Here is a 12758-nt window from a genome sequence, read left to right as displayed (position 1 = left end):
TACTGACAGTGTGGTTTTTTTATACCTCTCATTGAGCTACACTGTATACATAAAACCGTCTAGCTAAATCGTTTCGGCATATATTTTTTCGTTCAAATATTATTTGAAAAAGCGTCATTGGAATTTGCCAGACTTAACCATCTATAGAGGTAGCTATGTTTAACTTTATAAAAAAAATAGGATCTTCAAAATCCGAGACTCCGCAGCAGCAAGCTGAGCTTGATAGTGCCGTTGATAAGGTACTGTTAGGTTATCAGGTTGGTAGTACCAGTGTTGCTACTATGGTAACGGGGCTTGAGCGCGCCGGTGACCAGTTGACTTTGGATTTGCGCTTGCCGCATGCTAGCGATCCGGAGATTATTCAGCAAGAACTTGGACAATTGCTACATCCGCACGGTATCAAGGTCATTCATATGAATGTGCGCCTGCCAGCGCCTGCCAAAGGGGATTCTAAAACTTTGCCTAAGCAGATGCCTAAGACTATTGATGCAATGAGTAATAATAACAAAGCAACATCGAAGCCCGTCACTAATACAAAATCACCAAACGCAGAACCACCTATTACTAAGGCGGCTCCTACCCAAGCATCACTTCCTCCACATCCTCATATTCGCCACATTATCGTCGTGGCCTCTGGTAAAGGCGGCGTCGGTAAGTCAACCACCACGGTCAATATTGCCTTAGCATTACAAAAGCTAGGCAACCGCGTTGGCGTGCTCGATGCGGATATTTACGGCCCTAGTATGCCGACCATGCTAGGCGTGGATCAGGTAAAGCCTGAGCTAGAGAATGAACAGTTCATTCCTATCAATGCTCATGGCATGGCGATGTTATCGATTGGTAGCCTACTTGATGGCGACAATACGCCTGTCGCGTGGCGCGGTCCTAAAGCGACGGGTGCTTTGATGCAACTATACAATCAAACCAACTGGCCACAGTTAGATTACTTGGTGATTGATATGCCGCCAGGTACCGGCGATATTCAGCTAACATTAGCACAGCGCATTCCGGTGACCGGTGCGGTGATTGTCACGACGCCGCAGCATATTGCGCTATTGGATGCGCAAAAAGGCATCGAGATGTTTAATAAAACCAATATTCCGGTACTTGGCGTGGTCGAAAACATGGCGCTACATACTTGTAGCAACTGTAATCATACCGAAGCGATTTTTGGTGTTGGCGGTGGCGAGCGTATTGCTGAGCAATATCATGTGCCACTGTTAGGGCAGCTACCACTCGCTAGTGGTATTCGCGCGCAAGTGGATAAAGGTGAGCCAAGCGTCTTAGTTGATGATGAGTTTGCGCCATATTATTTGAGTATTGCTAAAAATATCGAAGCCAATATTGATAAGTTTGCTAAGCCAGTCGACGATAAGCGTATTTTTTAATGAATGATCGGTTGTAATGTTCCAGTCTTAACTCTTAAAACACTAGTATTTATAAAAAGAGAATGTTGTGAACTTATCTACTTATGAAAGGCATCTTAAAGAAACTCCAAAAAAATATAATGTATTACAATTATTCCGGCCGCCGATATACGAGATTGAGCTATCAAACAATCAATTGATTACCGTTTGCTACTACAAAGATGATAGTAGCAAACGCCATCAAATCAATGCTAATTTTAGTAATCGCCGTATGGTAGTTGCAGATTTTCTTAAAACAGTACAAGCGCTTACTGATTTACTCCTTAAATTTCCTAAGCATTCATTTGGAGTGAGTGCTTTTGCAGTAGCTAATGTAACTGAAGAATTGGCTGATGGATTAACAGCTATTGAAATTAAAGCTATTAGAGAAGCGTTTTTTGTTGCTTCTTCACAAGCGAAAAGAAGAGTTGTACATACCACCGTTAGCTACCAAGGGCAGATAGTCCCTTTAGAGAAATTTGGCTAGGATGCCGCAATCATGAATCAAAATCAAAATGAACAGCATTTAGCAACCAATTTAAGCCCCGTTGCTCTCGACCAACTTATTAAAAGCGGCCAACCAACCTTTGGGGTCTTCCAACAAGTTAAAGCAATCAACTATCTTGACTATCACAGCCATCTTATTTCGCAAAAGTCATTACCCAATTGGCGCAAAAATCTAAAAGCCAATCAATTCTGCTTTATGCAAATTATCCAGCCACCTTATCGAGTTTGTTTGGCACTTGCGACGATTAAGCTTGCGACCAGTGCTTTTGTTTATCTCTATAATGACGACACTGAGCAGTTAGAAGTTTGTGAAGCGCTACAGCCTTTGACTCGTCATACGCAGCTAGAAGGTGATTGTTACCAAGGACAGATGGCGTTTGCGCATGCTAACCTCACCGTAACATTAGACTTTACTCCCTCGAAAATCAAAGTGGCGCTAGATAGTCAATATATAGAGGTTCATGCAACATTAGAGCGGGAATCTCAGCCATTAGCAGTATGCACACCCACTGGCAGACGTGGCTGGACGTTTACGCAAAAAGAACCATTTACGGCGATATCTGGGCATTTCTTAATCAAATCTGCTTCAATATTTAATATAGAACCTCACACTAAACAAGTAGATTTCACCGATAGCACTATCGCCAATCTAGACTGGACATTAGGCTATATGCGCCATGAAACCAATTGGTTTTGGAGCTGTATTAATAGCTACTTGCCGGATGGTCGCCATTTTGCCTTGAACTTAGCGATGGGCGTCAATGAGACAGGCGCTAGTGAAAATGCTTGCTGGCTTGATGGGCAGATAGTTTATTTGCCGCCCGTGATGTTTGCTCGTAAAGATGTCAATTTAACATTAAGTCAGCAAGATCAATCTGCTGAAGAGTCAAGCATCAAAGCTGAGCAGACTTGGCGTATTTATCATCAAAACCTAGGCTGGAGTAATGTTGATATCGACTTAATCTTTACGCCGATTAGTGTTTATAAAAAAACCGATAACTTTGGCATAGTTGCCAGTATTTTTGAACAATGGCTAGGCGAATACAGTGGTGAGATACGTATTGGAGATAAAGTCATTCATCTAGATAAAGTGATGGGGCTGGCTGAAGATCACTTTGCCAAATGGTAGCTTGTAAAAATATAGGGTGATGATAAGTGGGTTATTGGGCGTATTGGTTTTAAAGTGCTGCTGACTCTATAAATCGCGCCATCAATTCCGTATAATCGTCGCTATCAAAATACTATTCAAATCATAATCCCTATTTAATATTTGCTAAGGAACAACAATGTCTATCAAATCTGACCGCTGGATTCGTAAAATGGCCGAAGAGCATGGCATGATTGAGCCATTTGAAGCAGGTCAAGTACGCTTCAATGATGCCGGCGAGCGTTTGGTCAGCTACGGCACCTCAAGCTATGGTTATGATGTACGCTGCGCCCCTGAGTTTAAAGTCTTCACCAATGTCCATTCAGTCATTGTCGATCCTAAAAACTTTGATGAAAAAAGCTTTATCGATGTCATTGGTGATGAGTGTATTATTCCGCCAAACTCATTTGCATTAGCACGTACGATGGAGTATTTCCGTATTCCACGTGACGTATTAACTATTTGCTTAGGTAAATCAACCTACGCGCGCTGTGGTATCATCGTCAACGTCACACCGCTTGAGCCTGAGTGGGAAGGGCACGTCACTTTAGAGTTTAGTAATACAACCAATCTGCCAGCGCGTATTTATGCGGGTGAAGGGGTGGCACAAATGCTATTTTTTCAAAGTGATGCCGATGATGTCTGTGAGACCAGCTATAAAGATCGTGGTGGTAAATACCAAGGTCAACGCGGCGTGACATTACCAAGAACTTAAATAAGCGCTTACCCAAGAACTTAATGGTTATTTTAATCATTCAGCTCATTTAGAAGAGTAATAAAAAAAGCTAGCCATATTTAATATGACTAGCTTTTTTATGTATAGTCGATCCACTATAAAAAAATACAGTGCTACTGGGATAAGTTTTGCGTCGCCTCTGTCTGCGCAGGCACAGTAAGCAAGGAAAATTTATACCAGTAGCGCGTTATAATATTTTTACTTATTTTATTTAGGACTGACTATATCAGATTTAATTATTTCAGAACTTTTAAACCCGCTTTATTATCACGTTTCGGCTTAGGAGCTGCGCTGGTTATCTTAGGACTCATTACCGAGTCATCTTCAGGCTGATAGTTGTCATATTCATTCGGATCAAAAAACATCCCTTGCGAGTTTTCTTTAGCATAAATACCTAGCACCGCCGTCAGTGGTATCCAAATATCTTGTGATACGCCACCAAAGCGCGCACTGAAGTGAATATAGTCATTTTCCATACTCATATTACCCGTAGCACGGCTGGCAATATTGAGTACGATACGCCCATCTTGCACATGTTCCGTTGGAATCTGCACGTTCTCAGCGGTAGCATCAACCATCAGATACGGTGTGAGCGCATTGTCTTCTATCCATTGATATAGCGCGCGCACCATATAGGGACGTGTTGGGGTAATAGACGTGGTTTCGCTCATCTTTTGGCTTCCTATATTGATGATATTAAATAATAGTTAATAAGGGGTTTGCTGCCTATTTTTATTGATTTCTAGAAAATGAGGCAGGTTTAATGATTTCTTATTCTAAGACAGCGACAAGCGATTGTCTAATCAACGCACACTTTTTTGAAAGCTTTTACGCTCAAAGATTCGGGTTTGATACTCAAGTAATGGACGGCTAATAGCACGAGGTAGCTCGATACCCATCTCTTCAAGTCGCCATAATAAAGGCGCTAGCAGTACATCACACCAGCCAAATTCATCCGCCATAAAGTAAGGTTTATGCGCAAATAGCGGTGATAAAGTAATCAATGAATCAGTTAGCTGTTTTTTAGCGATGGCTGCTTGTGCTTTGTTGAAGCTATCAGGGTGCATCAGTAAACGCTTACCCAGTACCAGCCAATCACGCTGAATGCGCCACGCCAGTTGCCTGAACTGTGCACGCTCTTGCGGTGTATCAGGCAGCAGTTTGTTTGCATGGTAACGCTCCTCAAGATACTCGAAGATGACGTTAATCTCATAGAGGGCAATCTCACGCTGCTGAAGAACGGGCAAAGTGTGATAAGGATTCAGTTCGGTCAAGTCCTCTGGGCGCTCGGAGTGTAGACGTGATAAATAATAAGCGAGCTTTTTTTCTTCAAGTAATAGGCGTACCACATGACTGTCGTAGCCGTCATCAGCATATAAGATTAGCTGACTACTTGGAATGTCATTCGCATCAATCATGAAAGCCTAATGTTAATAGTAAAGCCTGTCATCGTAAACAAAGTCGACCTATTTATCAAGGCAGCATCCGTAAACATTACGCATGAGCCTATTGTTTAGCGGATGATTTACTGACGGTCAACACATAAAAAAAGCACTACCGAGGTAGTGCCTTTTATTAATATCATACTAAATTTCTATTTTCTTAATTCTTGTTTATTTTACATCTTTCCAGAACTCTTTGTTGAGCAAGTAAACTGGAATCAGTAAAACTAACAAGAATAAAATTACGAAGAAACCAATGACTTGACGGTCATGACGAACAGGCTCAGCCATCCACGCCATAAAGTTAACCAAGTCACCGACTTCAGATTCAAACTCTTCTTGACTAAGCTCTTCTTGCATATTATGCAAGACGTGAGGCATAGCAGCATTGGCAAGCACTAAGTTATTAGCGCCCCAAGGACGGCTTGGATCTTCATAGAACGATAATAGATAGGTATAAACCCAGTCATCACCGCGCAGTCTGGTCTCAAGCGATAAATCCGGCGGTGCGGCACCAAACCACGATGCTTGCACTTCAGGGTCAATCTCAGCATTGATATGGTCACCGATTTGATCTGTGGTGACCATCAGATACTTTTCGACCAGCTCAGGCGGTATCTCTAAGTCTTTAGCAATACGCGAGTGACGAACGTACTGTGCTGAGTGACAACCCGCACAGTAGTTCATAAACGTCTTCGCGCCGTTTTGTAGAGAACCCTTATTGGTAAAATCAATAGGGGCTGTGCTACAAGCTAAGTGTTCTTCAACACCATCAGCATTGGTAAACGTACCGCATCCACCACCTGCTGCTAGTGCCGTACCAGCAGTCAAGGTTAATGCCGCGCCTAAGCCTAAACCTGCTAGGAATTTTTTTAGCGTGTTCATTAGTGACCTCCGGTAACGCGTTCTGGTGGCTGTTTACACTTCTCAATAGAGGTGTAAATTGGCATCAGTAAGAAAAACAAGAAATACAACACAGTGAAGATACGAGCCATCAATGTTGCTGTTGGCGTTGTTGGTGTCGCACCTAAATAGCCTAAAACTAAGAAACTGATCGCAAACACGGTTAAAGCAATTTTAGATAAAATGCCTTTATAGCGTATAGAGCGTACAGGCGATCTATCAAGCCATGGTATCAAGAACAGGAAGGCGATTGCAGCACCCATGGCAATTACACCACCAAGCTTATCTGGAACCGCACGTAAGATGGCATAGAAAGGCGTGTAATACCATACTGGTGCAATATGTGCTGGTGTTTTCAATGAGTTTGCTGTCTCAAAGTTTGGTGGCTCAAGGAAGAAGCCGCCGCCTTCTGGGAAGAAGAATACCACTGAAAAGAACAAGATAAAGAAGACAACAATACCAACCATATCGTGCACGGTATAGTACGGATGGAATTCGATACCATCTAATGGCACACCGTTTTTATCTTTTAGCTTCTTAATGTCAATACCATCAGGGTTGTTTGAACCAACATGATGCAGTGCCACTAAATGCATAAAGACTAAGCCGACAAGCACTAGTGGAATAGCGACTACGTGCAAGGCAAAGAAACGGTTTAAAGTGATACCTGAAATAATGTAATCACCACGTACCCATTCAGCAAGACCGTCACCAATAACCGGTAAGGCAGCAGGTAGGTTCAAGATAACCTGTGCGCCCCAGAATGACATGTTGCCCCAAGGGAGTAGGTAACCGAAGAAACCTTCTGCCATCAATGCCAAGTAAATACCCATACCGATAAGCCAAATAAGCTCACGTGGTTTTTGGTATGAACCATATAGCAAGGCTCTAAACATATGCAGATACACCACGACGAAAAACGCAGATGCGCCAGTCGAGTGCATATAACGGATGAGCCAGCCACCTTTGACATCACGCATGATGTATTCAACAGACGCAAAGGCCCCTTCGGCACTTGGGTTGTACATCATCGTTAGCCAGATACCAGTCACCAATTGGTTGACCAATACCACCATAGATAACACGCCAAAGAAGTACCAAAAGTTAAAGTTTTTTGGTGCATAGTACTTTGACATATGATATTCATAGGTTTCAGTCGCTGGAAAGCGCGCGTCCACCCAATGCATTAACTTTTTACCCATGCTCATATTAAGCCTCCCCAATCGTCAAGATGGTACCATCCATGTTGTAATCTGGGACAGGTAAGTTAAGCGGTGCAGGTACACCACTATAAACGCGACCCGCTAAATCATATTTAGAACCATGGCATGGGCAGAAAAATCCACCGTACCAATCATTACCACCTAAGTCGGCTGCGCCAACATCAGGACGGTAGTTTGGTGCACAGCCTAAATGTGTACAGACGCCTTCTACCACCAATATCTCTGGTGAAAGTGAGCGTCCTGGGTTTTTACAATATTCAGGTTGCAAAGATGCGTCGGAATCAGGGTCGGATAGTAATGACTTTACTGACTCTAGTGTGGTCAGCATTTCTTCAGTACGCTTGACCACAAAGATAGGTTTGCCACGATATTTGATGACAACCATTTGTCCTGCTTCGATAGAACCAATATCTTGGGTGACTGCAGCACCTGCAGCCTCAGCTTTAGCGCTGGGGGTCCAAGAACGGACAAAAGGTGTTGCCACAGCAGCTACCCCAGCTGCACCAATTACGGCAGTCGAGGCAATAAGAACTCTACGACGTTGTACGTTAACGCCTTCGGCATGGCTCATTAATACTTCCTCCAGGTGAATGAAATGGGATTATCCCACACTGGGTTTGTGGCTTAGAAAATCTACAATACCAATAAACAAGCCACGTTAGCTGTGCCTAATTTTGCTAATTGTTGCTATTCTAAGCTATTTTGGTCATAAAATAAATTATTGTGTTAAAAATAAAGCAACCTTGATAGGGCGCACTAGAGTGTTAAACAAGATAATCACTCTAAAATACCTTGATTATCAGTGTTTGATATAAGCTTTATGCCACCAAGATATCATCAAGGATGTTATGAATAATGACCTTATAATTATTAAGGATATTCAGCAATAGGGAATGATACTTGAAATCAAGACAATGTTCACTAACTTTCAGCACCTCACTACCCTGTAAGTAGTCGTAAGCTATTTATTACCGCTCTAAATGACATAGTAAGTTCAAAATAAAATACGTACGATTGTCATAATATTCTGCTGGTATAAATATTTCTCGCTTGCTGTGCACTTTGCCAGACAGAGGCTTCGAAAAATTTATACCAGCAATACTTTGCTTTTTTAAAGTGAAGCGAATATAGATTGGTAATAAATAGCACCACCTTTAATAGTAGGTTTTTAAAATAAAGCTGCTATTAAAGGTAAGTGTGCAACTATTAATACTGTTCTGATAGCATTAGCCTTCAAGCGTATTCCAGCGCTCAAGCTTATTCATCATTTCATCTTCAATGGTAAGTAAACGCTCACTAGCAGCCGTTGCCGCATCAAAGTCTTGATTAAACCAAGACCCATCAGCCAGCTTGTCTTCTAGCTCGCTCTGTTCAGCTTCTAAAGTAGCAATCTCTTTAGGCAACGCATCAAGCTCACGCTGGTCATTAAAGTTGAGTTTTTTAGCGGCGTTATTAGGTTTCGCTGCTGCCGCTGATTTATTGGTAGATTTGCTATTAGTGGTATTGTTACCAGAAGATTTAGCTGTCTTCGCCGCTTCTTCGCGATTTTTTTGTACCAAATACTCTTGATAGCCACCGACATACTCGCTGACAGTGCCTTTGCCATCTTCATCTTCACCAAATACCCAAGTTGAAGTGACAACGTTGTCCATAAATGAGCGGTCATGGCTAATTAATAAAATCGTACCGCCAAAGCTTGCGACTGATTCTTCTAATAGCTCAAGTGTTGCCATATCCAAGTCGTTGGTTGGCTCATCGAGTACAAGGATATTGGCAGGCTTTAATAATTGCTTGGCAAGTAGCACGCGGTTACGCTCACCACCTGATAAAGCTTTAACGGGCGTACGCGCGCGCTCTGGGGCAAATAAGAAGTCTTGTAGATAGCTCATAATGTGTGTCTTACGACCACCCACTTCGACGAAATCAGAACCTTCTGAAACGTTATGAGCCACACTGGCTTCAAGATCTAACTGGTCACGCAGTTGATCAAAGAAAGCAATTTTTAGGTTAGTACCTAATTCAACACTACCTGTTTTGATCACATCATCGTCTGACATGTCGAGTAGGGCTTTAATGAGCGTGGTTTTACCCGCGCCATTAGGGCCGACGATACCGATTTTGTCACCGCGCATGATGGTGGTGCTAAAGTTATCGACCAAAACGTGGTCATCATACTGTAAATGTAAATTTTTAACTTTACAGACTAGCTTGCCACTTTTCTCGCCTTGACCCATGGTGATATTAACGTTACCAACTTGTTCACGGCGCTCGCCACGTTCTTCACGCAATGCTTTTAAGTCACGGACACGACCTTCATTACGGGTGCGACGTGCTTTAATACCTTGGCGAATCCAAACTTCCTCTTGTGCTAATTTTTTATCAAAGTTAGCATTGTTTTTTTCTTCAGCTAATAATTGTAGCTCTTTTAGCTCTTGGTAACGTGCATAGCCACCTTCGCCTTGAGTGACGTCGTAGCTGGTCAATTGACCGCGATCAAGCTCAATGATACGAGTCGATAATTTATTAACGAACGCTCTATCATGGGTGACAAACAACAATGTCAGACCTTGCCAATCTAATAAAAAGCGCTCAAGCCACTCAATACTATCGACGTCTAAATGGTTGGTCGGTTCATCAAGGAGCAGTACATCAGGCTTGGTCACTAAAGAGCGTGCGAGTAGAACACGGCGCTTACGACCACCAGATAGTGACGATAAGTCATCTTCTGGATCAAGACCCATAGTCGTGATAAGGCGGGTTGCTTCACGCTCTAAATCCCAACCATGTACCGCATCGATATCATGCTGTAAGTCTGCCATACGCTCGCAGGCATCCATGTCACCATTGGCACATAAATCAGTTTGCGCATTATAGTTGATCAGCAGCTCGGCAGTGCGTTTGCTGCCACCCATGACGATATCTAAAATTTTACCGCTAGTCTCGGGCACATCCTGCTCAAGCATTGCGACGCGTACGCTATTATTAATGATCACTTCGCCACTATCAGGCAATAATGTGCCATTAATCAGCTTAAATAAGGTGGATTTGCCTTCGCCATTGCGGCCAATTAAACATACGCGCTCGCCTGCATCGATAGCAAAGTCAATACCATCAAGGACAGGAGCGACGCCAAAGGCAAGGTGAATATCTTTTAAATGTATCAGTGCCATAGAGTATCTTAAGCTTATATAATAGTGAGGTAGGGGTTGTTGCGAAATTGCGAGCAGTATAACATGCTGCTACGCAACTGTAGTGCGCGTAAATGGATTTATCAGCATGATTTTATGCCGATTATTTTATCAAGCAACCTAGCATATCTTACCAAGGCTTTAGCCATCGTTAGCCATAGCATCTAGTATTGAGAAAAATATGAATGAAGCAAATCCACAAAGTATAAACCTAGCCAATCTTCAAACCGAAAGCTTAGCCACACAAGCTGATTTACAATCGCAAGTGGTCGAATTACAAATGAACATGTCCCATCTTGAGCTAACGGTAGAACGACTTGATGATGTCATTACCCGTCAAGATAAACATATCCAAACGCTACAACGACAACTACAGTTTATTTATAAGCAAGTTGAAAGCCAAGATGGAGAAGGAGGAGTGGCACCCTTTGACGTCATGGCAGATAGACCACCACATTACTAACCATATTAATCGCTAACGATAAATAGCAAATAAGCGGCACTACTTTTATTAAATTTATATGTGTATTTTTGAATAAATACACTCTCCAGTGACTGTTCAGTCACATTAGAGAAATGATGTTGTTTTAGTGTAAGAAAAACATTAATATCCTTCACCTTATGTATCGCCTACCTAACAAAGTTCGGTATAGCGGTAAACAACGTGGATGTTTGGAGATACACAATGGGCGCAAATTTTAATCTTAAAACCCTCACGGTAGCAATTGCTACTCTTTCTATTGCTAGTGTGGCGAGTGCGGCAGGTCTTGATCGTTCAGGCCAAGACATCACTGCCTTTTTGCAAGATGGTCTATACGCTGAAGCGGTTTATACTTACATCGATGGCGATGTCACTGGTAAAGATTCGTCAGATAACAAGATTGATGATATTGCCGAGTCTTATGACTTCTTTCGTTATGGTGTAAAAGCCGATATCAATGACACGTTTAGCGTTGGTGTTTTATATGACGAGCCTTTTGGTGCAGCGGCTGACTATAGTGGCAAGAATGACTTTGTAGATCAAGATCCTCTTTCACCTAGAAATGGTGAAGGTACCAATGTTGAAGTTCGTACTGAAAGCATCACTGGCATTGTTGGTGCAAAACTTGGCGAAAATAAGAACTTCCAAGTATATGGCGGTCCAGTAGCCCAGCGTGTGAAAGCCAATGTTAAATTGCGTGGAACTGCTTATAGTATCGCTAATGGTTATACTACTAACATCAGTGCTGATCAGGACTATGGTTGGTTGGCTGGCGTCGCTTATAGTAAGCCTGAAATTGCCTTACAGGCAGCGTTAACGTATCGTTCAGAAATTGAGCATAATACGCAGGCTGCCGAAATCTATCCTTTTGCTGCTACTCCTGGTCTAGGGCTTTCATCAAATAGAATCGATACTATTGAGATTACTACCCCTAAGTCAGTGAACTTTGATTTCCAAACGGGTATTAATCCAACTATGTTAGCCACAGCAAAAGTACGCTGGGTACCATGGAGTGATTTTGCGATCACGCCATCACTATATAATGAAACTAGCAAAAAACTAGCAGGTCAGCCTGGTATTCCAGCTGAAGGTTTAGACTTGGTTAGCTACGATAAAGACCAGTGGCAAGTTGAATTAGGTCTTGCTAAACGTCTAACGCCAGTATTAGCGGTGACAGGTACGGTTGGTTGGGATAGTGGTGCTGGCAATCCAGTCACTTCTCTAGGTCCTATTGAAGGTTATTACAGTGCTGGTCTTGGCGCAAAGTATAACTTAACTGACAACTGGGCTATTTCTGCTGGTGGTAAATATCTATGGTTCGGTGATGCCGATGGTCAGATACCTAGTAAAACTGTAGTAAGTAACTTTGAAGACAATGATGGTTTCGCGCTTGGTGTGAAGCTGTCTTATCAAGCCAAACAAAATTTTAATTAGAGTGTAATAGGGTTAACCTAATATAAGGTTAATACCATTATCTACAAAAAAGCGATCCATTATGGGTCGCTTTTTTGTGCGTTAAGCAAAATAAATGATAGCCAATATATTTGTTTAATATTTTTATTAAATATCCAGAATTACCAGATATTAGACTTAAGTTTGGTAATATTTAATTATATAAGATATTGATATTAATACGAATAAACTATTGTTTTCTAATATAGGTTTAATAGCTGTACTAGAGAGTAATTAGCAAGAAAAAAAGTATTTTAGATGTTGTTTTAGTGT

The 12758-nt window shown here is 42.0% G+C and carries 12 protein-coding genes; 6 read left to right on the top strand and 6 right to left on the bottom strand.

Going from position 1 to position 12758, the window contains the following annotated elements; translation table 11 throughout:
* The first annotated feature begins 155 nt into the window (after positions 1 to 155).
* The 4 genes from apbC (at position 156) to dcd (ending at position 3775) form a co-directional block, all read left to right on the top strand.
* Positions 156 to 1388 (top strand): iron-sulfur cluster carrier protein ApbC, encoded by a 1233-nt coding sequence (gene apbC, locus DABAL43B_RS09400; RefSeq protein WP_079692129.1) that lies wholly within the window; start codon positions 156 to 158, stop codon positions 1386 to 1388.
* A 67-nt stretch (positions 1389 to 1455) separates the two neighbouring features.
* Complete coding sequence (locus tag DABAL43B_RS09395; RefSeq protein WP_079692128.1) at positions 1456 to 1893, top strand: hypothetical protein; 438 nt, start codon at positions 1456 to 1458, stop codon at positions 1891 to 1893.
* Between the two features lie 12 nt (positions 1894 to 1905).
* Positions 1906 to 3042: a DUF2804 domain-containing protein gene (locus tag DABAL43B_RS09390; RefSeq protein WP_079692127.1), complete on the top strand. Its 1137-nt coding sequence runs from the start codon at positions 1906 to 1908 to the stop codon at positions 3040 to 3042.
* 157 nt (positions 3043 to 3199) lie between these two features.
* Positions 3200 to 3775: a dCTP deaminase gene (gene dcd / locus DABAL43B_RS09385; RefSeq protein ID WP_011513914.1), complete on the top strand. Its 576-nt coding sequence runs from the start codon at positions 3200 to 3202 to the stop codon at positions 3773 to 3775.
* Positions 3776 to 4032: 257 nt separating this feature from the next.
* Here dcd and DABAL43B_RS09380 read toward each other — a convergent pair whose 3' ends face one another.
* From DABAL43B_RS09380 to DABAL43B_RS09355, 6 genes are all read right to left on the bottom strand, one after another.
* Positions 4033 to 4467 carry a ClpXP protease specificity-enhancing factor gene (locus DABAL43B_RS09380; protein WP_079692126.1) on the bottom strand — a complete coding sequence of 145 codons (435 nt, stop codon included), beginning with the start codon at positions 4465 to 4467 and terminating at the stop codon, positions 4033 to 4035.
* Between the two features lie 132 nt (positions 4468 to 4599).
* Entirely contained in the window at positions 4600 to 5214 is a 615-nt protein-coding gene (locus DABAL43B_RS09375; protein WP_079692125.1) for a glutathione S-transferase N-terminal domain-containing protein, read from the bottom strand.
* A gap of 195 nt (positions 5215 to 5409) precedes the next feature.
* A complete protein-coding gene (locus DABAL43B_RS09370; protein WP_079692124.1) occupies positions 5410 to 6123 on the bottom strand; it encodes a cytochrome c1 in 714 nt (237 codons plus the stop codon).
* Positions 6123 to 7343 (bottom strand): cytochrome b, encoded by a 1221-nt coding sequence (locus DABAL43B_RS09365; RefSeq protein ID WP_413771816.1) that lies wholly within the window; start codon positions 7341 to 7343, stop codon positions 6123 to 6125. Before DABAL43B_RS09365 ends, DABAL43B_RS09370 begins: the two co-directional genes overlap by 1 nt.
* A gap of 7 nt (positions 7344 to 7350) precedes the next feature.
* Positions 7351 to 7935 (bottom strand): ubiquinol-cytochrome c reductase iron-sulfur subunit, encoded by a 585-nt coding sequence (gene petA, locus DABAL43B_RS09360; protein WP_079692122.1) that lies wholly within the window; start codon positions 7933 to 7935, stop codon positions 7351 to 7353.
* 655 nt (positions 7936 to 8590) lie between these two features.
* On the bottom strand, positions 8591 to 10534 hold the full coding sequence (locus DABAL43B_RS09355; RefSeq protein ID WP_079692121.1) for an ATP-binding cassette domain-containing protein: 1944 nt from the start codon (positions 10532 to 10534) through the stop codon (positions 8591 to 8593).
* Between the two features lie 199 nt (positions 10535 to 10733).
* On the opposite strand from DABAL43B_RS09355, the gene DABAL43B_RS09350 reads away from it, so the two are divergent.
* Both DABAL43B_RS09350 and DABAL43B_RS09345 read left to right on the top strand, forming a co-directional pair.
* The gene (locus DABAL43B_RS09350; protein WP_079692120.1) at positions 10734 to 11015 is read left to right on the top strand and encodes a SlyX family protein; all 282 of its coding nucleotides are present in this window, start codon (positions 10734 to 10736) and stop codon (positions 11013 to 11015) included.
* Between the two features lie 222 nt (positions 11016 to 11237).
* Positions 11238 to 12467, top strand: coding sequence for an OmpP1/FadL family transporter (locus DABAL43B_RS09345; protein ID WP_079692119.1), 1230 nt, complete (start codon positions 11238 to 11240; stop codon positions 12465 to 12467).
* Positions 12468 to 12758 lie beyond the last annotated feature (291 nt).

Origin of the sequence: Psychrobacter sp. DAB_AL43B (genome assembly GCF_900168255.1) — a bacterium.
Lineage (GTDB): Bacteria > Pseudomonadota > Gammaproteobacteria > Pseudomonadales > Moraxellaceae > Psychrobacter.
This window is presented reverse-complemented; position numbering and strand designations above follow the sequence as displayed.